The sequence below is a fragment of the Streptomyces sp. NPDC056486 genome (genome assembly GCF_042795295.1).
GTDB lineage: Bacteria > Actinomycetota > Actinomycetes > Streptomycetales > Streptomycetaceae > Streptomyces.
In genome coordinates this window covers 1-20919 of record NZ_JBHTSF010000118.1, presented here as the reverse complement: position 1 = coordinate 20919, position 20919 = coordinate 1, and the positions used below count along the sequence as shown (strand labels likewise).

General features: G+C 69.1%; 21 protein-coding genes. 11 read left to right on the top strand and 10 right to left on the bottom strand.

Features of this window, described 5'->3' with window-relative positions; genetic code table 11:
* Positions 1-137: 137 nt before the first annotated feature.
* The 8 genes from sph to ACFQ7F_RS33435 form a co-directional block, all read right to left on the bottom strand.
* Positions 138-1151 carry a sphingomyelin phosphodiesterase gene (sph, locus tag ACFQ7F_RS33470; protein WP_383278785.1) on the bottom strand — a complete coding sequence of 338 codons (1014 nt, stop codon included), beginning with the start codon at positions 1149-1151 and terminating at the stop codon, positions 138-140.
* A gap of 164 nt (positions 1152-1315) precedes the next feature.
* Positions 1316-1738 (bottom strand): ankyrin repeat domain-containing protein, encoded by a 423-nt coding sequence (locus tag ACFQ7F_RS33465; RefSeq protein WP_383278782.1) that lies wholly within the window; start codon positions 1736-1738, stop codon positions 1316-1318.
* Positions 1739-2015: 277 nt separating this feature from the next.
* The gene (locus tag ACFQ7F_RS33460; RefSeq protein WP_383278779.1) at positions 2016-3461 is read right to left on the bottom strand and encodes a hypothetical protein; all 1446 of its coding nucleotides are present in this window, start codon (positions 3459-3461) and stop codon (positions 2016-2018) included.
* A gap of 138 nt (positions 3462-3599) precedes the next feature.
* Positions 3600-4262: an ABC transporter ATP-binding protein gene (locus ACFQ7F_RS33455; RefSeq protein ID WP_383278777.1), complete on the bottom strand. Its 663-nt coding sequence runs from the start codon at positions 4260-4262 to the stop codon at positions 3600-3602.
* Positions 4263-4305: 43 nt separating this feature from the next.
* On the bottom strand, positions 4306-6369 hold the full coding sequence (locus ACFQ7F_RS33450) for a hypothetical protein (RefSeq protein ID WP_383278774.1): 2064 nt from the start codon (positions 6367-6369) through the stop codon (positions 4306-4308).
* A gap of 187 nt (positions 6370-6556) precedes the next feature.
* On the bottom strand, positions 6557-6847 hold the full coding sequence (locus ACFQ7F_RS33445; RefSeq protein ID WP_383278772.1) for a lactococcin 972 family bacteriocin: 291 nt from the start codon (positions 6845-6847) through the stop codon (positions 6557-6559).
* A gap of 1472 nt (positions 6848-8319) precedes the next feature.
* Positions 8320-8898 carry a TetR/AcrR family transcriptional regulator gene (locus tag ACFQ7F_RS33440; RefSeq protein WP_383278769.1) on the bottom strand — a complete coding sequence of 193 codons (579 nt, stop codon included), beginning with the start codon at positions 8896-8898 and terminating at the stop codon, positions 8320-8322.
* Between the two features lie 5 nt (positions 8899-8903).
* Positions 8904-10094 carry a Cmx/CmrA family chloramphenicol efflux MFS transporter gene (locus ACFQ7F_RS33435; RefSeq protein ID WP_383278766.1) on the bottom strand — a complete coding sequence of 397 codons (1191 nt, stop codon included), beginning with the start codon at positions 10092-10094 and terminating at the stop codon, positions 8904-8906.
* Positions 10095-10243: 149 nt separating this feature from the next.
* Between ACFQ7F_RS33435 and ACFQ7F_RS33430 the strand changes: the two genes are divergently transcribed.
* Positions 10244-10681, top strand: a complete 438-nt coding sequence (locus tag ACFQ7F_RS33430) for a hypothetical protein (RefSeq protein WP_383278764.1) — start codon at positions 10244-10246, stop codon at positions 10679-10681.
* Here the strand turns inward: ACFQ7F_RS33430 and ACFQ7F_RS33425 are convergent.
* Positions 10638-11276 carry a TetR-like C-terminal domain-containing protein gene (locus tag ACFQ7F_RS33425; protein ID WP_383278760.1) on the bottom strand — a complete coding sequence of 213 codons (639 nt, stop codon included), beginning with the start codon at positions 11274-11276 and terminating at the stop codon, positions 10638-10640. The genes ACFQ7F_RS33430 and ACFQ7F_RS33425 overlap by 44 nt on opposite strands.
* Positions 11277-11829: 553 nt before the next feature.
* Between ACFQ7F_RS33425 and ACFQ7F_RS33420 the strand changes: the two genes are divergently transcribed.
* From ACFQ7F_RS33420 to ACFQ7F_RS33410, 3 genes are all read left to right on the top strand, one after another.
* Positions 11830-12723 carry a polysaccharide deacetylase family protein gene (locus tag ACFQ7F_RS33420; protein ID WP_383278756.1) on the top strand — a complete coding sequence of 298 codons (894 nt, stop codon included), beginning with the start codon at positions 11830-11832 and terminating at the stop codon, positions 12721-12723.
* Between the two features lie 10 nt (positions 12724-12733).
* Complete coding sequence (locus ACFQ7F_RS33415; RefSeq protein WP_383278753.1) at positions 12734-12946, top strand: hypothetical protein; 213 nt, start codon at positions 12734-12736, stop codon at positions 12944-12946.
* 152 nt (positions 12947-13098) lie between these two features.
* Positions 13099-13845, top strand: a complete 747-nt coding sequence (locus ACFQ7F_RS33410; RefSeq protein ID WP_383278750.1) for an aminoacyl-tRNA hydrolase — start codon at positions 13099-13101, stop codon at positions 13843-13845.
* Positions 13846-13863: 18 nt separating this feature from the next.
* Here ACFQ7F_RS33410 and ACFQ7F_RS33405 read toward each other — a convergent pair whose 3' ends face one another.
* Positions 13864-14229, bottom strand: a complete 366-nt coding sequence (locus ACFQ7F_RS33405; RefSeq protein ID WP_383278747.1) for a darcynin family protein — start codon at positions 14227-14229, stop codon at positions 13864-13866.
* Positions 14230-14377: 148 nt separating this feature from the next.
* Here ACFQ7F_RS33405 and ACFQ7F_RS33400 point away from each other — a divergent pair, with 148 nt between their 5' ends.
* The 7 genes from ACFQ7F_RS33400 to ACFQ7F_RS33370 form a co-directional block, all read left to right on the top strand.
* Complete coding sequence (locus ACFQ7F_RS33400) at positions 14378-15343, top strand: LysR family transcriptional regulator (RefSeq protein ID WP_383278744.1); 966 nt, start codon at positions 14378-14380, stop codon at positions 15341-15343.
* A gap of 81 nt (positions 15344-15424) precedes the next feature.
* On the top strand, positions 15425-16117 hold the full coding sequence (locus ACFQ7F_RS33395; protein WP_383278808.1) for a TetR/AcrR family transcriptional regulator: 693 nt from the start codon (positions 15425-15427) through the stop codon (positions 16115-16117).
* Between the two features lie 263 nt (positions 16118-16380).
* A complete protein-coding gene (locus ACFQ7F_RS33390) occupies positions 16381-17025 on the top strand; it encodes a TIGR03086 family metal-binding protein (RefSeq protein ID WP_383278741.1) in 645 nt (214 codons plus the stop codon).
* A 138-nt stretch (positions 17026-17163) separates the two neighbouring features.
* Positions 17164-17931, top strand: coding sequence for a DUF4142 domain-containing protein (locus ACFQ7F_RS33385; RefSeq protein ID WP_383278738.1), 768 nt, complete (start codon positions 17164-17166; stop codon positions 17929-17931).
* Positions 17932-18060: 129 nt separating this feature from the next.
* Positions 18061-19365, top strand: coding sequence for a DUF692 domain-containing protein (locus ACFQ7F_RS33380; protein ID WP_383278735.1), 1305 nt, complete (start codon positions 18061-18063; stop codon positions 19363-19365).
* A gap of 9 nt (positions 19366-19374) precedes the next feature.
* Complete coding sequence (locus ACFQ7F_RS33375; RefSeq protein ID WP_383278732.1) at positions 19375-20352, top strand: TIGR04222 domain-containing membrane protein; 978 nt, start codon at positions 19375-19377, stop codon at positions 20350-20352.
* Positions 20353-20486: 134 nt separating this feature from the next.
* The coding region (locus ACFQ7F_RS33370) for a DUF4142 domain-containing protein (protein ID WP_383278729.1) at positions 20487-20919 on the top strand (433 nt) is incomplete at its 3' end.

Genomic DNA, 20919 nt, shown 5'->3' with positions numbered 1-20919 from the left:
TTTCCTAAACTCCATACCCCCCCCCCCCGGGGTGGGGGGGGGGGGGCCCCTGCACCCGCCCCCCCCGGGGGGGGGGGGGGGGGGCCCCGGGCGCCCCCCCCGCCCCGGCACCGGCACCGGCACCTGGCCTACGGCCGCTAGGAGCCGATCAGCGGATAGTGGTCGGACAGGTTGGTGTAGGTGTACTTCTTGCCCCAGCTGGAGACCGTCCAGGGCGCGCTCTGCTCCTTGACCACCTCGTTGTGCCAGGTGGCGGGGCGGGCGTTGCCCTTGCGGTGCAGGACGTAGTCCAGGTCCTCGCGGGGGTCGTCCGGGTAGCGCTCGGCGGCGATGGAGTTGTCCTGGGTGTCGAAGGAGTACGGGTGCCCGCTGCGGCCGTCGGCGGGCGCGAAGCCGCCGTCGGCGAGCATCGAGGCGTACTCACCGCTGTGGGAGTCGACGTTGAAGTCGCCCGCCACCATGACCTGTTCGTCCGCCGGGATGTTCTTGGCGTCCAGGAAGGCGTCCATCTCCTTGAGTTGCGAGGAGCGGGTCGCGGCCGCCTCGCCCGAGCCGCAGCCCGGGTCGGTGGACTGGGTGTGGGTGCCGACGACGTGCACCTTCTTGCCGTTCACGTTCAACTGGGCATAGACGAAGCCCTTGTTGGAGTACGAGTCGGAGCCGCAGGCGTCCTTGTAGACGTACTGCTCCTTGCGCAGGATCGGCCACTTGCTCAGGACGGTCACTCCGCCGTCCTCCGGTGTCACCGAGGAGTACGCGCCCCCGGCGGCGTCCCAGCCGTCCTTGCCGCGGCCCATGACGGGGGTCTGATGCGGGTAGCGGTCCGCCGCGTTGGCCTTCAGCGCGTCGGACGAGGAGTTGTCGAAGGCCTCCTGGAGGACGACCACGTCCTTGCCCTGGAAGAAGCCCGCGGCCGGTATCGCCTTGGCGCGGTGGTCCTGGCCCCAGTTCGGGTAAAGGTTCTTGCTCATGAGAAACGCGTTGTACGTGAGCACTTTGAGTGCGGGAGCTGCGGGAACTGCGGGAGTGTCGACAGAGGCGGCAGGCGCGTCGGCTGCGGTCGCGGACGGTACGACGGCGACGAGCGTGGCCGCGGCGAGCACCGTGGTGATCGCGGCGGCGTGAGTCCTGCGCAGCGCTGGGTGCGGCACTTGGTCTCCTGAGAGTGGGGGGTGTGGCGCCGCATATCCAATCAGCCGCGACTACTTCTGGGGATACGTCGCGTGAACAAAGATCCCGCGGCGGGGCATGCGTCTCTGCGTCGTCCCCTGGCGCCTGCGCGGCCAGCCCGGCGTCGTCAAACGCAAGCGGTTCCTCAGCGGGGGGTGGCTCCCGCTGCGATGAGAAGGTCGGCCGTTTCGGAGTGGGATCCCTCGGTCGCCCACCTCAGAGGGGACCAACCCGTGCCGTGTTCTTCGTGAAGGTTCGGGTCGGCACCATGTGTGAGCAGTTGGCGCACCGTATTGGCGTGCCCCCAGCAAGCGGCTGCGCACAGGGGTGTGCCTTCCGCACCGAGGCCGCTGCTTTCGGCGTCGGGGGCGGCACCGGCCGTCAGAAGCAGGCGCGCTATCTCGGCCTTTCCATTCACCGATGCCTCGTACAGGGGGGTGGTGCCCTCGCTGTCCGTTCGATTGGGGTCGGCCCCAGCCCGTAGGAATGCCTTGACAACAGTGACGTCTCCGGCGGAAATTGCTTCGAAGAGACGCCGAGAGTACTTCTTTTGCCGCCGCTGGTTCATGAAGCCGAGGTTAGCAGCCAGGGGCGTGGCAAGGCCGGGCATATTCCTCGCCTACGGCGGCTCCCGGCACGGCTCCTCTCTTACGAACTGCAATCCCGTCGCATTCCGCAACTACGCCTCGATACCGCTATTACGAGTGCCCCGGGCCGTCCGCATGAGCTGCCGTGCGAACGAATTGGGGAGACGGCATTCGACGCCCACTCGCGTAGGTCGCCAGGACACACGAGTGGTTGGCCCGAAAGCCGTCGCGGAGGTGTGCCGACTCTCAGCCGGCCGTCTACCTGCGCCGCTCGTACACGGTCACGCGCCGCCCGCGGACTTGCTCGTCCGCCACGACGGTGAAGTGCTCCTTCAGCGCAGCGGTCTTCGCCTTGTCCCGCTCCGCCGACACCGGCCTGGCTACCCCGGGCACGTCAGTGACCAGCAGAACCCGCTGCTGTGCCAGCATCGCGGTCCGTATGCGGCCCGGGGCTGCCTCCTCGCCCTTCAGGGTGCCGGACGCCGCAGGGCTCACCGCCAGCGCTATGTCCCGCAGGCCAGCGAAGTCGTCGGGGGATACCAGCGCGGTGTCGCGCCGGGCTGCCGGTATGAAGAGCACCGCGTCCCCGTCCTTCTTCAGCTGCCGCACATCCGCCGCCACTGAAAGGACATCGTCCACCCGGCTCGCCGCGGACCGCTTGGCCAGGGTCTGCGGCAACAGCGCTGCCACCGCCACGAGCGCCACCACCGGGACGAGTGCGCGTGACGCACGCGGGAACCGCGGCCTGGCGTTCCGCACTGCCGCATCCAGCGTCGTGCCGATCAGCAGTGCCAACCCCAGCATGCTGAACAGGACATAGCGGTCCAGGAACAGGGGCTGGATCAGGGAGAAGCCGATCAGGCCGATCTGTGGCACCGCCAGCAGTGGCAGAGCGACGGCTGCCAGCGACAGTCGGCCCTGCCGAGGCCGATCCAGCAAGGCCCCGACAGTGCCGATTGACAGCAAAACCGCCGGGCCGATCATCATGTGCCATGTCAACGGCGGTATCCAGGACACTTGGTTGGACTGGGTCCGGCTGAACAGGACCAACGGCAGCGCTCCGGCCACGGCGGCCGTCGTGGCCACTGCCCAGGGAGTGAATGTCCTGCGCCCTGCCTTCGTCCAGAGCAGGGTCGCAAGGTGCGCGGGCACGATCAGCAATGACATCCAGTTCAGCAGTGCGCACACCAGGACCGAGCCGCCGTAGGCCGTCCAGAGTGCTGCTCGGCCACGTCCCCGGAGCAAGGTCACAAGCAGCAGCGTCGAAAGGCCGGCGCCTGCCGCGACCAGGGCGTACGGGCGTCCCTCCTGAAGGTAGAACTGCACGGCCGGAAGCAACCCGAACACCAATCCCGCGCCCAGGCCCGCCCTGACACCGGCCAGCCGGTGGCCGATGACCGTCACACTGGCCGACGCCACCGCCATGGCCAGCACAGAGGGCATACGCAGGGTCGTCGTGCCGGGCCCGAAGCATTCGAAGAGTCCGTGCATCAGCAGGTAATAGAGCCCGTGCACAACATCGACCTGTCCGAGCATGTCCCAGATATCGGACGCGGGCCGCCGCGCCACCTGCCAAGTAGCGGCCTCATCCCGCCACACACTGTGCTGCCGGGACAACCCCCACATGCCGAGGGCGAGGGTCCACAGCAATGAGATCAGCCAGATGGGCAGGGCGCGCAAGAAGATGGTGATGCGGCGAGTCATAAAGGCGTTCAGATGTCCTCGGGCGGCGATGCCGACCGAAGTCAGCCTCGGGCTTGCGTGAAAGTGCCGTCCGGCGGACGGCCGTGGCGGCAGGGACCCTCAGGTGACAGACCTCAACCGGTCGCCCCGACTGCTTGCTCAGAGGCTGTGTGCAGCAACGAGAGCACTCCCATCGACTGAGAAGACGGCGTCGCACCGGTCACGGACACGGTCGTCATGGGTCGCAATGACAACGGCGCATCCGCCTTCGGCCATCTCACGGAGGATGCCGATGACTGCTGTCGCATTGGCATGGTCGAGGGCGCCGGTCGGCTCGTCGGCGAGCACCAGGGCCGGTTGCTTGACGATGAGCCGGGCGAGCGCCACTCGCTGCTGCTCTCCGCCACTGAGGTGGTGCACTCTTTCGTCCGCCCGCCCTGCGAGTCCGACGCGTTCAAGGGCTTCGGCGAAAGACGCGCCGGTCACTTTCCGCGAGGCACGCTGCGGTTTGACGGCGACCTCGAGATTGGCGGCAACGGTGGCGTTTTCAATCAGGGCATAGTTCTGGAAAAGGTAGCCGAGAACGTCGCGGCGGAACCGTCGGGTCTCGCGCCTTCCGAAGCGGGTGATGTCCTTGCCTTCATGGCAGATTTCCCCGGAGTTCGGCTTGTCGAGGAGGCCGATGCAGTTGAGGAGAGTGGATTTCCCTGATCCGCTGGGGCCGACAAGGGCGAGCATCTCGCCCCGGTTGACGGTGGTAGTGACATTGGACCACAGGCTCCGGGTACCAAATGACTTCGACAGATTGACGAGATCGATCACGACAATGCTCCTGCTGAGTGGAGGGAATTCGTCTGTGCGGGGCTCACCTGTCGGCGGCCCTGTCCTTGACGATGCGCCGGTGAAACACTCCAAGAGCAAGGAGCACAGCACAGAATTCGATGACGGCAAGCCCGGCTATGGCACTGAGGTCCAGTGCGGTGATCTGCACGGGCGGGAAGGGGGCAGGGATGCCCTGAGCGGCGAACTCCGCGAGATCCCGGTTCTGCTGCCACACCTGAATGGGCACCCACCAGGCAAGGAAGGCCGCAAGAAGTCCCTCCACAGCCAGGAGGAAGCGGTGGGTTGAAGTAAATCTCCAACCGCTGATGTGCTGCGCAAACACGGCCTGGGCATGCTTGCGTGAGTGGATGATGCAGACGCCGACCCCGGTGCCGAGAAGCACGACGACAGCTGCAATGAGGTTGAAGAACAGCAGCCGGAAATAACTGATGGAGTCCCGCAGCATCAGTGCGGCGTTCTGCCCTACTGGATTCACTGCCGCCACATAGGTCTGCAGTTCCTGCTTGTCGGCCGCGAGTGGGTTCAGGACGTCATCGGGGTCAGGAAATATGATTCCGTCCTGGGTCGCGAACGTCGTGTAACTATCGTTGGTGAGGATATTCGAACCATTAGGCACCACAACGAGGACGGGGTCGCGTACCAAAGACCGGTCGTCGTCCGGGCTGTAGGCGGCATTGGGGCTCCGGTCGCCGGAGTTGTAGCCGAAGACGTGCTGACCGTTCTTCGCCGGCAGTGTCTCCACCTCGAGACGCCGACGGAGATCCGGATCCAACCTGCCGAACACATCAGGGACCGCGGCGCTGATGTCCGATGCGTGCGGAGCAAGGGATTCAGGAATGACCAACCGAACCGAATGGGCCGCTGCGGCCCTGCCACGGTGCGGCGACGCGGTGTACCGCCGCCCCGTCGGGTCGAGGACCGACTGTTCGGCAAGGAAGGTTTCGTTGACGATGAGAATTTCGCCCTGTGGCAAGCGTGCGCCCGTGGAGGCATCCTGGAGATCCTGTCGCCCGGCGACAATGATCTCGCCTTCCTCATCGGCCTTGCGCAGCCAACGGCCCACGTGTTCGACCGCCGGCTTTGAGTCACCGCCCCAGCTGCCGTTGAGGCGGATGGAGACGGCATCCCCTGCCTTGTCATAGGCGTCCTGGTTTTCCTGACGGTCCATTACGTGCTGGCCCGCCAGGGTGACGTCCATGGCAAAGCCAAGGGCGAGCAACACTGCGGGGATGCGCACCAGGTACGTGGCGGCGAACGCTGCCCGGGCAGGCAGCTCACCCTTGAGGGCTCGCAGTACCTCGACCTTGCAGGTGAGCGCGAGCGCGGCAGCATGGGCGGCAAGCACCAACAGAACGAGCAGGACGACGAGGCACGCAGCCACCAAAGCGAACAGGCCCAGCCAGGCAAGGCCGTTGTACAGGCCGAGGAAGACCAGTACCGCAGCCGCCACAGTGCCGGCCGCCACGGACCAGAACAGGGCGAGCTGCTTGAGGTCATGGGCAAGAAGGCCCATGAAGGACTTGCCGTGCAGGCGCAGCACCCCATATTTCTTTGCGCTCAGCAGCACGCTTGCGCCAGTCATCGTCACCGCGGCGAGAGCAATCACCCAGAACGACGAGAGCAGGTCGTTCCCGGCGAAAAGAAGGGCCAGTTCGCTGTATGCGAGGGGATGCTCCACACTTGCGCCAAGGCCGAGATCCGCGAACTCATTCACCAGCGCGTCCGCTGCTTCGGGTGAGCCAAAGACATAATAAAAGCCCCGCGGGTCACGCTGTCCGATCTCGGCGATCGGGTGCACCTTCGTGGCGACGTGCTTGCTGAACGCCGGATATCCCTCGTTCAGCCATGATGTCGCACGGGACCGTGAATCACCCGAGGCCAAATAGAGGTGTCTGAGGCCGTCGGGGTTCTTCACGTCGGGCAGCTCACGAGCCACCGCGACCTCGTGATCATCCGAGAACGCGGCGATCGCACGGGCAACCTGGGCACCACTCGCCGAATCGTCGGATTCAGACACCCAGATCTGAGCCGAACTGCCCAGCACCAACTCCTCGTCCAGCCCGCGCACGAACAGAAAGGACAACATCGCCGAGAGGACCAACACGGCGGCATGGACGAACTTGATACCTCGGTGGAGCATCTGTTACCTAGGTTCGGGCACTCGGGAGCGCGCGTCTCATGAGAAGGGTCTGGAAAGCCCTGGCTGCGGGACGAAAACAGAAGTCCCGCAGCCAGGAAAGCGACTCAGCACTCAGAGCCGCGTACGCGAAGTGTCAGCAAGCGGCGTCGTAGTACGCCTTGCTGACCGTCAACGCCTTCTTGGCAGAGGCCTTGGACCATTTCCCTTCCTTGGTGCAGCCGCTCTTGGCCCAGTAGGCGCCCTCAACGGAAGACGCGTGCCAGTTGTTCTTGTGGTAGAAGTTCGAGTAGACGTAGTCACCGCCCACGGCGTGGCTCCACTTACCGCCGGCAACGTCTTCCGATACGGCCAGCGCAGGAGCAGCAGCAGCCAGGATAATGACACCGGCCGCGGCGGCGGCCTTAAATCCATTGCGGATCTTCATGATTGACTCGCTTTCATTTTGTTTCCGATTGGCAAATTGATCATATGGCGCACTGCAAACGGGATTCAATCCTTTTCACGGGGCTTGAATCTGCTTTCGTCGATCGGCGATCAGCCGAATGGACTTGAAAGCGCAAAGCGCATTCCGGATGAGGGTCGGCTCGCTGCCAAGAACGGCATGCGATGCCTTCATGACATGCGGACGCGCGGGAACCCGCTGCTTGCTCGATGAGCACCCCTATGAGCGGCGTCTACCCCGCTCGTAGGCCTACAGGTAGAACTCAAAGGGCGCGCCTTCACGACGTCAGGGGCGGCCAGGCTTGATGGACTTCTTCGTGCAGTGCTTCGCACGGTAACCGGGACGCATCTGGTCGTTGGCGTCCTTCTGGGCGGCCTTCCACGCGAGCGGCTTCGTCAAAGCCCAACCGTGGCCCTGTACAAATCCATGGCCAGAGTCGTCCGATAGGCGAATTTTCGTGCACTGCTTGTGCGCGGTGAAACCCCTACCCGCCGCATCTGCGGGAGCGGCGACGCCGAAGGAAAGCAGAGCGACGACGGCGGTGGTCAAAAGGGGGGTGGCAGCACGCGACTTACGCATGAGTGTTTCTCCAAGGGGGATCGATGCGCCGCAACAGGGGGCCAAGTCATCGATGCTCAGGTCAACACTTGCGCCCATTTCAGGCGCGTCAGACAACGCCTCGGCCATACGGCCGGACGGCATCTGTGTGTTGGTCCCTTACCCCCCGAGTGCCACCCGTCATCGGTGGTCAGCCGACTGGGTGGACGTCGCAGAGCTTATGGCTCGTTAGCGATCTTTAGCGAGTACTTAGTGGTGTGGGCACAAACACGCGCTGTGCAAGGAACCTGCACTCACGGTGCTGCCGCAATAGTCCGGTTTGCCAGATAGTGCCACCCTTGGCCTTCACTTCGCCCCGGCGCCTCTCCCACTCCTCCAACTCATCGGCCCCCTCGCAAAAGTGGTAGGCGGCGAGCCGCGCACGATCTGCGACCTGGAGAGCTCGGTGACTGCCATCAGTCGGGGGCTTCTTCAGCCCGGCCGGTGCGCCCCTCATCAACGCCGGGCGGATCGCCTCCGCGTGACGTGCGCAGGCGAGAGAACGGCGCCGGTCGTGCTCCCTTCTGGAGCGCGGCATGGCTATTCGCCTCGCAGGAGCCGGGCCAGTACCTCGCCCATGTCCACGTCGCCCGCCACGAGTTCGTCGTAGCGCTCCTGGTTCACCTTGCCGACCATGGTGGGCATGGCCCTCACCACCTGCCACGCGCCGGGGGCGGCGCAGTGCCGGCGGCAAGGCGGGGCCCGCGATACCGCTCAGCGTCTGTTCAGCGCTTCGGCGAACGCTTGCTCCGCTGGTACGAGGCCCGGCCGCGGCACTTCGCCGAGCAGTAGACCGCGCTGCTGCGGAGATCAACCGACGAATCCGCCGTGCGCGCCGCCACTGCCCGGCTGATCCGTCAGAGATCGGCGAGCGTGTTCTCCACCGTGTCGAGCAGTGCCTGCCGGTCGTCCTGGACGCGGGCGAGGACGCGCAGGCCGTAGTAGGTGCTCTGCACCCGGCGCGCGACGGTCCCCGCGTCAGCCGTGGAGCGGAACTCGCCCGCGCGGCATCCGGTCGTCACGACCGCGCGCAGTTCCTCCTCCACCCGGTCGAAGTTGCGCCGCACGGCGTCCTTGACCTCCGGGTCGAGCCCGGCGATCTCGACGGCCGCGTTGATCGCGAAGCAGCCGCGTCCGTCCGCCTCGTCGAGATCGGCGTCCACGGCGTGCACCATCATGTTTCGCAGCCGCTGTTTCGCCGGTCCTTCGCGCCGCAGGATCTCGATCTGCTCGGCGGTGATGGTGTCGTAGTAACGCCGCAGAGCGCGCAGATAGAGCTGACGCTTGCCGCCGAAGGTGTTGTAGAGGCTGGAGGGCCCGAGCCCGGTGCTTTCGCAGAGCGCACGCGTCGACGTGCCCTCGTAGCCGTGACGCCAGAACGTCTCCATGGCCGCGGTGATGACGCGGTCCTCGTCGAACTCTCGTGGCCTGGCCATGCTGCTCACAGTACGGGTTTTGGAATACGCGTACAAAACGCGTGGTCCCGCTCCGCCCGCTGGAGCCGTGCCGCCCAGAGCACGGCCACCGCTCCGGCAGCGGCGAGTGCGGCGCCGACCCAGGCAACGGAGGCGTAGCCGAGTCCGGCGTCGATGGTCAGGCCGCCGAGGAGCGGGGCCAGGGTGTTGCCGACGTTGAACGCGGCCGTGTTGGTGGCGCCGACCAGCGTCGGGGCGGCCGGGGCGAGGGTGAACACCCGTGACTGGAGTGCCGGATTGGTCACGTACCCGACGAGGCCGAGCAGAAAGACCAGGGCGATCACGACGACGGTGGAGCCGGCCGACAGCGCGAGCAGCGCGGAGAAGAGGGCGAGGGCGCCGAGCCCCAGACCGAGGGTCCGCAGAGGGCGCGCTTCTGCCGTGCGCCCGCCGATGACCAGGCCCACCATCCCGCCGACGCCGAACAGGGCGAGGACGGCGGGCACCCACCCCTCGGACACTCCGCTCACCTCGGTCAGCAGGGGCGCGAGATAGCTGAAGGTGACGATGACCGCGCCGAAGGCGAAGGCCGTGATGGCGTACGAGAGCCAGAGCTGGGGCCGCGCCATGCCGCGCAGCTCTGCCTTGACCGACGTACGCCCGGCCTCGCCCCGGCCGCCCGGGACGACGAGCAGCGTGCACACCAGGCTCACGACGGTGGCCGCGGCCACCGCCCAGAACGCGGCGCGCCAGCTGGAGTACTGGCTCAGCACGGTGCCGGCCGGCACGCCGACGACCGTGGCAAGCGTCAGGCCGCCCGCCACAATGGCGACCGCCTTGCCCTTGGCCGCCGGGGGCACGAGGGCGACCGCGGTGGCCACGGCCACGCCCCAGTACCCGGCGTACGCGAGGGCGCTGACCACGCGCGTGACGAAGAGGACCCCGTAGCCGGGCGCGAGCGCGCCGATCACGTGGGCGACGACGAAGGCCGCCTGGAGCCAGACGAGGGCGGTCCGCCGGGGCCAGCTCAGGGTGGCCACCGCGAGCAGCGGTGCGCCGACGACCATGCCGATCGCGAAGGCCGAGATCAGCAGCCCCGCGTCCGGGATCGACACCCCCAGGTCGGCGGCCATGCCCGGCAGGAGGCCGGACAGCATGAACTCCGAGGTCCCTTGGGTGAAGATGCCGAGCCCAACTATGTACACCGCAGGCGGCATTGACGCACGCCCCTCCCGATCGCTGCTTACTTTTTGAAGCACTCGCTCCAAAATGGATGATCAGGACGCTAGCACATTATGAATCGATCGCTTCAAAATGAGCCGTCGGCCATCTGTCGTTGTCAGTGGCGGGTGCCATTCTGATCGCCATGAATCCGCTGATGCCGAACGGCGCGAATCCGCTGACACTGACCGACCTCGACGCGGCATTGCGCGCCGCATGGGCCGCCGACACCTGCTCCCCCGACGACGCCGCCCGCGCCCCGTGGACCACCGCGAACCCGGCATGGGGGCACTGCGACATCACCACGGTCCTCGTGCACGACATGTTCGGCGGCGAGTTGCTGGTCGGCGAGGTGTGGACGGTCGATGGCGAGCAGCAGGGCTTCCACTGGTGGAACCGCCTCGCGAGCGGGGGCGAACTGGACCTGACCCGGGAGCAGTTCCTGCTCGGCCAGCGGATCACGGTGCCGCGCTCCGTGGCACGACCGCCTGGTCGGCTGCCGCGCCGTCAGGAGGAGTACGAGCTGCTGCGGCAGCGGTTCAGCGAGGCGGCGGCGCCGACGGCTGTGGTTGCGGCGCGTTGAACACTCCGGCGTGTGCCGCGTGGAAGGCGGCTTCCGCGCTCGTGTGGACCAGGCGTTCGTCGACGGCGCCGCGGAGGATGAGGAGGCGGTAGTAGAAGGGCGCGCTGAGGGCCTCGATGACTTCGATCGCCCTGACGTCCGGGGGGAGTTCGCCGCGGTCGACGGCTCGGCGCACAAGTTGCGTGACGCGCTCGATGCGTGTCGTGAAGGCGCCGCGGACGATGTCGGCGATGCGCGCGTCGTGCGCGGCCGCCGCCACGATGCCCTCGATGAGGTGGTAGTTCCGGGGTGCGGCCTGGAAGTCGGCGACGGCCTGGGCGAGTTCGTGCAGGTCCTGACGGAAGTCGCCGGTGTCCGGGGTGGGGATCGTCGAGCTGTGCTGGGCCAGCAGGTCGACGACGACGCCCTCCACGGTGCGCCAGCGACGGCGGATCGTCGACGCGTGGACACCTGAGCGCGCGGCCAGTTTGTCCAGCGTGAGCGCCTCGAACCCGGCCGCGTCGAGCTCGTCCAGGGCCGCCGCGAGGACGGCCGCACGGGTGCGGGCCGTCCGCCCGCCGGGACGGGCCGAGCCGGGTGGTGGTCGCTCAGTCATCGGCGTCAATCTACTGGGCATGGGATCTTCACCTCCGCCGCGGTCGGTCAGGGCGGGCCTGGCGTTGCGCGACGGGCCCGCCCCTCGCTAACGTGAGCGCACCCTAACGCGCGCAGTCGAGCATTAGGGGTGACTCTTAAAGACCACGATTTCGGGGGTTGCACATGAAGGGGCATTGGAGGGGTGCGTACATCGCATCAGGCGAACGAGGCTTGTACGTAAGGGAGTTCGCCTCGCCGCTCGGCGTGAAGGCGACGACGTCGACCGGAGCCGCGTTCGCGGCGGAAATTTCTTAGAACGAGGCACTGATCGCGAGGCTGCGGGCCGACGACGCACTCGTCCTCACCTGAGACCGGGCGCCTCCCGAGTGGCCGAGCCGGGCATCGGCTCGGCTATCCGCAGCTAGGGGCGGCGGGGGGCGGCGGGGCAACTGCGACCGCGGAACTAGTGCTGGACGCGGTCAGCCCGTAGGCCGATCCGGCGGTTCGGCCGTCCGGGGCAGTGCGGCTCTCCCTTCATCAATTCATCCTTTTTGTGCCTATATGTTCGCCAGATGATCCCTCTGGCATGGAGACCGCCCGCACGAAGATGGAACGCACGGAGACTGACCTCCACCTGCGCCCTGGCCGCCCTCACCCTCACCGCGCTCGCCGCCTGCGGCTCGGACCCGGCTGCGGGCAGCCGCGGCCAGGCCGTGCGCGCCACGGCGAGCGCCCCGCCCCGCCCCGCGACACTCGCCCCCGGCCCCGCGGGCCTCACCCCGGTCTTCAAGAACGCCCCCCGCACCCCCGCGTCCGCCGCCCCCACCGTCGCCCTCACCTTCGACGCCGACATGACCGCCGATCAGGGGCCCCGCGCCGCGGCGGGTGAGCGGTTCGACCATCCGGCGCTGGTGGCGACGCTGCGCCGGCTGAAGGTGCCTGCGACGTTCTTCATGACGGGACGGTGGGCCGAGGAGTACCCGGCGCAGGCCAAAGGCATCGGCCGCGACCCGCTCTTCGAGGTCGCCAACCACTCGTACAGCCACTACGCGTTCACCAAGCGCTGCTACGGCCTGCCGACCGTCCCCGCATCCGGCATGCGCGCCGACATGGAGCGCGCCTTCGCCGCCTTCCGCAAGGCGGGCGTCGAGCATCAGGTGCCGTACTTCCGTTTCCCCGGCGGCTGCTACGACAAGCGGGCGCTGCGCGCGCTGGCTCCAGGCGGTGTCACGGCCGTGCAGTGGGACGTGGTGAGCGGCGACGCGTTCGCGACGGACGCCGACGCGGTGGCCCGGCAGGTGCTCGACGGGGTGCGTCCCGGCTCGGTCGTCGTCATGCACTGCACGCGCAGCGCGGCTCCCACGACGGAGCGCGCCCTGCGGAGAATCGTCCCGAAGCTGCGCGAGCGCGGCTTCCGGTTCGTCCGGGTGTCGGAGCAGATCCGGGCGGCAGGCACGCGCGGATAGTCTGGCCCGCATGGTCGACACAGCCGATACCTCCGGCACCTCCGACTCCTCCGGCACCTCCGACATCGCCGACATCGCCGACATCGCCGACTCCGCAGAGGGCCCGTTCGCCGAGTGCGTGCTGTGCCGCGAGCCCACCGAGTACCCGGAGACGCACAAGGGCGTGACGCTGTGCCCCGTGTGCGAGTGGCACGAGGCACAGCGCACGGCCTGCTCGGGCTGAGCCACCGAGCCCGGGCACCCGGGCCCGGGCACCCATGCGGCCATCCTCGCGCAAGGGTGTGACAGCGGGGCAAGGGGCGAAGAGCGGCGGGGACCGGAGCAAAGCCCCCGACCAGCCCGATCTTCCGCCCGGCGGACTGGCAGACTGGGCGCGTGAGCAGCGACCAGACCGCCGGGAATTCCCAGCCGCAGGACACCCCAGACCCTCAGGACAGCCCCTTTCGCGTGGAGCAGACGACGCGCGACGAAGCACCGCAGTACGTACTGCCGCTGGTGGCGCGCATCGAGCGCGCCGAGCCTCCGCACCGTACGGACGCCCTGGAGACGGCGGCCCGCGCGGTGCTCGTCATGCTCAGCGACGAGCGGTCCCTCGGCGACGGCGAGTGGGCGCAGGCCATGCGGGACTGGCAGGACGCCCGGATCCGCAAGGTGGTGCGGCGGGCCCGTGGCGCCGAGTGGCGGCGGGCCGAGGCGCTGCCCGGCATCACGGTCACCGGCAAGTCCGCGGAGGTCCGCGTCTTCCCGCCGGTGCCGCTGGACGGCTGGCCCAAGGATCTGGCGCGGCTCCAGGTCTCGGGCACGGACCTGGACGATCCGGAAGCGGTGCCGCCGCCGGACGCGAACTCGCCGGTCCTGTGGATGAGCCCCGACGTCGACATGTCGGCGGGCAAGGCGATGGCGCAGGCGGGGCACGGCGCCCAACTGGCGTGGTGGGAGCTGTCGGACGAGGAGCGCGCGGCCTGGCAGGACGCCGGTTTCCCGCTCTCCGTCCGCACCCCGGACGCCGCGCTCTGGCGCGAACTCGTGGCGAGCGGCCTGCCGGTCGTGCGGGACGCGGGCTTCACGGAGATCGCGCCCGGCTCCTGCACCGTGGTCGCCGACCACCCCGCCCTGCGTTGAGCGGGCCGCGCCCTGCTCTCAGGTGGTGACGGTGGCCACGGGGGCGAGGCCGTAGGTACGGGCGTAGCCGTTCTCGGTGCCGACGAGGAGGTCGACGATCTCGAAGTAGCGGTCCCAGAACGGGGTTTCGCGCAGGGCGTCGATGAGGTGCTGGTAGGCCTCGTGGTCGTCGGCCTCCCAGACCCACACGTCGGTGACGCGGGTGGAGTAGAACTCCGTGTCGTAGAAGCGTGAGCGGACGCCGGTCGTCCTGGCCTTGATCGCGGGGATGACCTGGTTGGAGAAAGCGTCCACCCGCTCCTGAACGGTCATGGCGAGCCACTCAGGTGTGGTCTTGATGAGCATGAACGCGGTGACCGGGGGTGTGGTGTTCTCGGCGGACATGACAGGTGCCTCCTGGGCATCGGGGGGTCGGATCCGGTGGTCCGGTGGGGCGGGCCGGATCGGTACGTCCCTCATCCTGCGGAGAACCGCGGTGTTGCCACAATGGGAACTTCAGCAAGGAATCATTGCCTGAAATGGAATGACCGCCATGAGCAGCAGTCCAGCGCCCTCAGATCCCTCAGAACCCGTCATCGACGCCAATCTCGCCGTCGCCCTTGACGCACTGCTGGCCGAGCAGAGCGTCACTCGCGCCGCCGCGCGTCTGCACACGTCTCCCGCCGCCATGAGCCGCACGCTCGCCCGCCTACGGCGCATCCTCCAGGACCCCCTCCTGGTCCGGGCCGGCCAGACGATGGTCCCCACCCCCCGCGCCCAGGCCCTGCGCGACGAGGCCGCCACGGTGGTGAGCAGGCTCGGAGCGCTGCTCACTCCCGGCGCCGGGGTCGACCCCGCCTCACTGCGCGGCACCTTCACCCTCCAGGCAGCAGATCTGATCGGCGCGGCTCTGGCGCCCGGGCTGCTGCGCCTCGCCCGCCAGGAGGCGCCAGAGGTCTCGCTGCGGTTCCGGGCCGAGGATCTGGAGGCAGGACCGGCTCTCCGCGACGGCCGGATCGACCTGGAGGTCGGGTCCATCGACCACGTCGATCCCGAGACCCAGGTCGAGGAGCTCGTCGCCCTCCGGATGGCGGCGGCCGTCCGTCCCGGACACCCCCTCACCGAAGGGACGTTGACCCCGGATCGGCTCGCCGCCGCCGAGCATGTCGTGGTGAGCCGCCGCGGCCGGTTCAAGGGCCCTCTGGACACCGCCCTGGCCGAGCTGAACCTCCAGCGGCGGGTCGCCGTCGTCCTCCCGAGCCACATGGCCGCGATGGCCCTCTCCGCCGTCAGTGACGTCGTCTGCCTCGTCCCCACCGCGCTCCCCGGCGCCGCACCCTCCCCCGTCACCGACCCGGCCACCACCCTCGGCCTGCACCTCCTCGACATCCCTCTGCCCCTGCCGTCCCTGTCCGTCGGCATGGCATGGCACCCCCGCCAGGCAGCCGACGGAGGCCACCGCTGGCTCCGCGACACCGTCCGCCGGACGCTCGTCGCACCCCGGAGCCCGGCCGTCTGACGTGTGCGCCCACAGGCCCGGTGCGACGCGAGAGGATGTACTGCGATGAACGCACGACGGAACGGCGCTGAGGAGACCGGCATGGCGAGCGAGCTCGGCGTGAGCGACGACGCGCAGGCGGGCGGGGGCGCGACCGGCACCAAGCTCGACGGCCGCGTCGAGCGCGGCAACCAGACCCGGCGTCTCGTCCTGCGCCGCACGGTCGACATCGCATCGGTCGAGGGCCTGGACGCGCTGTCGGTCGGCCGTCTCGCCACCGAGCTGAAGCTCAGCAAGAGCGGGGTCTTCGCGCTCTTCGGCTCCAAGGAGGAGCTGCAGCTCGCGACCATCCGCGCGGCGGGCCGCATCTTCCTGGACAACGTGGTGGAACCGGCCCGGCAGTCGCCGCCCGGCATCGGCCGGGTGCGGCAGCTCTGCGCGCGCTGGCTCGACTACTCGGAGCAGCGGGTCTTTCCCGGCGGCTGCTTCTTCTACGGGGTGATCGCGGAGTTCGACGCCCGCGAGGGAGCGGTGCACGACGCACTGGTCCACGCCGACCGCGACTGGAACGGCCGGGTGAAGGACTGCATCGCCGAGGCCCTCGACACCGGTGAGCTGCGCCCGGACACCGACATCCCCCAGCTCGCCTTCGAGTTCATCGCCTTCATGGAGACGGCGAACGCGCAGTCGGTGCTGCACGACGAACCGGACGCCTACCGCAGGGCGGGGGTCGCCATCACGGCACGACTGCGTGCGGCGGCGACGGATCCGTCGCTGGTGCCGCAACTCCCCTGATTGTCAGCACCCCCTGCGTGGCTGGCGATTGAGTTCGGAACCGACTCGGAGAAACAAGTAGCACGACCGTTCGTTTATATTTACCCTCATCGTATGCCTCCACTCATCACGCGAGCGATCAAGCGAACGCCCTGGCAGACGGGACCCGTGGCGCAAGCGCTCGGGGTCCGTCTCGGTCCGGGCCACCGCGCACGCGTTGCTCACCGGCCCAAGTCCCTCGCCGGAACCGTCCGTTCACACCCCGGAAGGACCCTGAGAACCTCATGCCCGACCTCCCCGCACTCGACCTCCCCGTACTCGACCTCATCGCACTCGACCTCATCGCACTCGACCGCGCCGCCGTCCAGGAGTCGCTCCGCGTCCTGCGCGCCGCCCGCGACGCCGACTGGGAGCGCCCCTCGCCCTGCGCGGACTGGACGTTGCGCGACCTGGTGGCGCACATGACCGCGCAGCACCACGGATTCGCGGCGGCGGCGCGGGGCTCGGGCGCCGACCGTACGTACTGGATCGAGCAGGACCTCGGCAGCGACCCGTTCAAGATCTACGAGGAGTCGGTACGTCACGTCCTGGCCGCGTTCGCCGAGGAGGCCGAAGAAGGCGTCATGGAGCGGGGGTTCACCCTCCCCGAGATCGGCGGGACGTTCACGGGGCGGATCGCCGTCGGCTTCCACTTCCTGGATTACGTGGTGCACTCCTGGGACGTGGCGACGACCATCGGCGTCGACATCGACCTCCCCCTGCCGGTCATCGAGGCCGCACTCGAAATCGCCCGCAGGGTGCCGAAGGATCCCGAACGCCGGGGCCCGGGCGCCGCGTTCGCGCCCGTTCTGCCCACACCGGAGCACGCGTCCCCGCTGGAGGAGATGCTCGCCCTCCTCGGACGGTCGCCCGATCCCGCGATCCGGTAGAGCAATCCGGTGAGGCAATCCAGCAGGACAGAGCGTTGAACATCTCGCACGCCTCTTCCGTACTCCCTGGTACCAGGAAGTAGCTTGCCCTCCACAACCGGTGCACGGGCAGGTTGACGGGCAGGAAGGCACGGCACATTGCGGCGCATCAACGGCACGGCTCTGATCATCGCGGCACTCGTGGCCACTGTGGGCGCGCTCGCGTTCCCCATGTGGTCCTACGCCGACCGTTCGGGCACGGGGCCCGCCAATCTGGCCGCCGGATCCGTGGCCACACAGTGGGGTCCGCTCTCGACGGCCGACCGCGATCTGCTGGTGAAGGTGCGGCTCGCGGGCCTGTGGGAGCTGCCCGCGGGCCAGCAGGCCGTCGAGCGGGCACCGACGAAGGCGATCAAGGAGGCCGGTGACCATCTGATCGTCGGCCACACGGATCTCGACAAGCGGGCCCGTTCGGTCGCGGCGCAGCTCGGCGTGGAGCTGCCGAACCAGCCGACCGCCCAACAGCAGGGATGGCTCCAGGAGTTGACAGAGGCGAGCGGCCCGACGTACGAGCAGAAGTTCGTGAATCTGCTGCGCGCCGCGCACGGCAAGGTGTTCAGCGTGATCGCGCAAGTGCGGGACAGCACCCGCAACACGCTGATCCGGCAGCTCGCCAGCGACTCCAACCAGACGGTCCTCGACCACATCACGATGCTGGAGGCGACGGGACTCGTCGACTTCGACGACATCGCGAACGGCGGCGCCGCCACCGCCACGGCCAGCCCCACCGGGCCTCCGCCGCCCTCCGGCGTCGCTCCCCCGGAGCCGCCTCCCGCCGGGCCCACCGGCGATGTGTCCACGACGTCGCGGCCGTCACCTGCCGCGCCCGGAGAGGTCAACACGAACAGGCCGGAACCTCAAATGTAGCTCTGAACGTCCCTCCTCATGGGTTCGGCTGCGCCTGCCGGGGTCATGACCCTTGCACACGTTCACAAGACACGAGCACGAGCACGACGCGGGGTCTTGGTGGCGGGGGCTGTGCGGAGGAGGGGGAACATGAAGCATTTGGGGACCGGAATCGGATGGCGTCCGGAGATCGCGGACGCCGTGGAACGCATGCCCGGCATCGACTGGGTCGAGGCCGTCGCGGAGAACCTGTGCCCCGGGCACCTCCCCGATTCCCTCCTGCGGCTGCGCGAGCGCGGTGTCACGGTGGTGCCGCACGGCGTCTCGCTCGGCCTCGGCGACGCCGGCCGCCCCGACGAGACCCGCCTCGCCGCGCTCGCCGAGCGCGCGCAGGCTCTGGGCTCACCCCTGGTCACCGAGCACATCGCGTTCGTACGCGCCGGTGGCCCGCTGACGGCTTCGCAGCCGCTGGAGGCGGGCCACCTGCTCCCGGTGCCGCGCACCCGCGACGCGCTCGACGTGCTGTGCGAGAACGTGCGTATCGCGCAGGACGCGCTGCCGGTGCCGCTCGCGGTGGAGAACATCGCGGCGCTGATCTCCTGGCCCTGCGAGGAGATGACAGAGGGGCAGTTCCTGTACGAGCTCGTCGAGCGCACGGGCGTACGCCTTCTCATCGACGTCGCCAACCTCCACACGAACCACGTCAACCGCGGCGAGGACCCGGCGAAGGCCCTGGACGAACTGCCGGTCGAGGCGATCGCGTACGTCCACGTCGCGGGCGGCTTCGAGCGGGACGGCGTCTGGCACGACAGCCACGCCCACCCGGTCCCCGAGCCGGTCCTGGAGATCCTGGCGGACCTGGCGTCACGGGTGACCCCGCCGGGCGTCCTGCTCGAACGGGACGAGAACTTCCCCGCGCCGCGGGAGCTGGAGCGGGAGCTGGACGCGATACGGGAGACGGTGTGGACGAAGACCCCGCCCACCGGTGAGCCCACCACCCTCACGTCAGAGCCGACCACGCCCGCTACCGCCGTCCCCGCTCCCACCCGGCAGCGTCTCGCCCTCGCGCAGACCGCACTCCTGTCCGCGCTCGTCGCGGGGACGCCCGCGCCCGAGGGGTTCGACCGGACCCGGCTGACCGTGCAGAGCCGGGCGCTGACCGGCAAGCGGGCCGATGTCGTGGCGAAGGTGGCGCCCGAGCTGCCGGAGATTCTCGGCAAGGCCTACCGCGCGCAGTTCCTCTCGTACGCCCAGACACGGCCGATGTCCGGCGGATACCGGCGTGACGCCCTTGACTTCGCCGAGCGGCTGCTGCTCGACGGGCAGCCCGAGGACTCCGAGGCGCGCGGCCGATTGACCCGGTGGTGGCTGGAGCGTTCCGGGCCCGCGCCGCTGGACACGCGGCCGGTCACGCGGTGGCTGCGGGCGGCCCGGTTCGCCCTGCGACGGGGTTAGGGGGCGGCCGTGCAGATCCTGTCCCTCTGCTTCGCTCTCCTTCTCGCGGCCTCGTCGGTCAGCCTCGTCATCGGCGTCTCGCGCATACGGCAGGCCGCGCCCGAGCAGCCCGACGCACAGCACGGAGCCGTGTTCGACCCTCTGGAGGCCGCCTTCCTCGGCGGCGGCCCCGGCCGGGTCGCCGACGCCGCCATCGCGGCCCTGCACGAGGACGGGCGGCTTGTCGTCGCGTGGCCCGGCATCGTCGAGATCCCGTCGGCCGAGGTCCGCAACCCGGTGGAGGGCGCGGTGCTCCAGGCCCACGCCGACGCACCGAGCGGCGCCCTGCACTGGCTGCGTATCGGCGCGATGCGCAGCCCCGCCGTACAGGCGCTCGGCGACACGCTGGCCCGGCGCGGCCTGATGGTGCGGCCCGAGGCCGTGGACGGCTTGCGGCGCCGGAGGCTCCGGCACAACGTCCTGAGCTTCGTCGGGTTCTTCGTCGTCGTCGCCGTCATCGCCGTCGAGGACGACGACGGTCCCTCATGGGATCCCGTGAGCGTGCCGACCATCATCCTGATCGTGGCCTGGGTGCTCGGCGCTCTGATCGGCTGGCTCTGCCGACGCGCCGCCCGCACCCGGGTGACCGCCGCGGGCCGGACCGCGCTCGCGGAGTACCGCGCCGTCGGCGCGGACGCGCCCGGCGCGGCGCACCGCGTGGCGGTGGACGGCCTGACCGGTGTGCTCGACGTCGATCTGCACGCGCAGTTGCGGGCCGCGCACAGCTTCCGGCCGGGGCGTACGACGGGGAGGACGTCCACGTCGTACGCGAGTTCCGGGAGCACCGTCGCGTGGTGCGGAGGCGGCGCGGGCGGGGGCGGCGGCGGAGAGGGTTCGGCGTGCGGCGGCTCGGGCTGCGGGAGTTCCGGCGGCTGCGGGGGCGGTGGCGGCTCGTCGTGCGGCGGAGGCGGAGGGGGTGGCTGCGGGGGCGGAGGGGGCAGTTCCTAGCGCTCCTGCCCGCGGAACAGCGCACGCCCGTTTCCGATGCCCCTTACCCGTACGACGGTTGACGTACTCCGGGCGGTATCCCGCAAGGGCCTCCACGCGGCGCACTAACGTGCGGTGCCGCAACAGGAGGCGTCATGCGATCCATCAACGGCACCGGCCTCATCGTCGCGGGGCTCGTCGCGACCCTGGCCGCGCTGCTCTTCCCCCTCTGGTCGTACGAGGACAGGTCGGGCACCAGCCTTGACCAACTCAACGCGGAGACCGTGTCGACGGAGTTCGGCCCGCTCTCCGCGCTCGACCGCGAGTTCATCACCAAGGTCCGGCTCGCGGGCCTCTGGGAGCTCCCCGCCGGACAGCAGGCCGAGGTGCGCGGCACCACCAAGGCCGTCCAGACCGCGGGCGAGCATCTCGTCGAGGGCCATACGTTCCTGGACGCGCGGGTACGCGAGGTGGCGACCCGGCTGGGCCTCGAACTGCCCAACCAGCCGAACCCGCAGCAGCGGGCCTGGCTCGACGGCCTGAGCGACGCGCACGGCGAGGAGTACGACGAGAAGTTCGCCAACATCC

Coding starts and splice junctions, on each gene's coding strand:
- ACFQ7F_RS33465 (WP_383278782.1), bottom strand. CDS start 1,738: ATGAACCAGCGGCGGCAAAAGAAGTACTCTCGGCGTCTCTTCGAAGCA.
- ACFQ7F_RS33460 (WP_383278779.1), bottom strand. CDS start 3,461: ATGACTCGCCGCATCACCATCTTCTTGCGCGCCCTGCCCATCTGGCTG.
- ACFQ7F_RS33450 (WP_383278774.1), bottom strand. CDS start 6,369: ATGTTGTCCTTTCTGTTCGTGCGCGGGCTGGACGAGGAGTTGGTGCTG.
- ACFQ7F_RS33445 (WP_383278772.1), bottom strand. CDS start 6,847: ATGAAGATCCGCAATGGATTTAAGGCCGCCGCCGCGGCCGGTGTCATT.
- ACFQ7F_RS33440 (WP_383278769.1), bottom strand. CDS start 8,898: ATGGCCAGGCCACGAGAGTTCGACGAGGACCGCGTCATCACCGCGGCC.
- ACFQ7F_RS33435 (WP_383278766.1), bottom strand. CDS start 10,094: ATGCCGCCTGCGGTGTACATAGTTGGGCTCGGCATCTTCACCCAAGGG.
- ACFQ7F_RS33430 (WP_383278764.1), top strand. CDS start 10,244: ATGAATCCGCTGATGCCGAACGGCGCGAATCCGCTGACACTGACCGAC.
- ACFQ7F_RS33425 (WP_383278760.1), bottom strand. CDS start 11,276: ATGACTGAGCGACCACCACCCGGCTCGGCCCGTCCCGGCGGGCGGACG.
- ACFQ7F_RS33420 (WP_383278756.1), top strand. CDS start 11,830: ATGATCCCTCTGGCATGGAGACCGCCCGCACGAAGATGGAACGCACGG.
- ACFQ7F_RS33415 (WP_383278753.1), top strand. CDS start 12,734: ATGGTCGACACAGCCGATACCTCCGGCACCTCCGACTCCTCCGGCACC.
- ACFQ7F_RS33405 (WP_383278747.1), bottom strand. CDS start 14,229: ATGTCCGCCGAGAACACCACACCCCCGGTCACCGCGTTCATGCTCATC.
- ACFQ7F_RS33400 (WP_383278744.1), top strand. CDS start 14,378: ATGAGCAGCAGTCCAGCGCCCTCAGATCCCTCAGAACCCGTCATCGAC.
- ACFQ7F_RS33395 (WP_383278808.1), top strand. CDS start 15,425: ATGGCGAGCGAGCTCGGCGTGAGCGACGACGCGCAGGCGGGCGGGGGC.
- ACFQ7F_RS33390 (WP_383278741.1), top strand. CDS start 16,381: ATGCCCGACCTCCCCGCACTCGACCTCCCCGTACTCGACCTCATCGCA.
- ACFQ7F_RS33380 (WP_383278735.1), top strand. CDS start 18,061: ATGAAGCATTTGGGGACCGGAATCGGATGGCGTCCGGAGATCGCGGAC.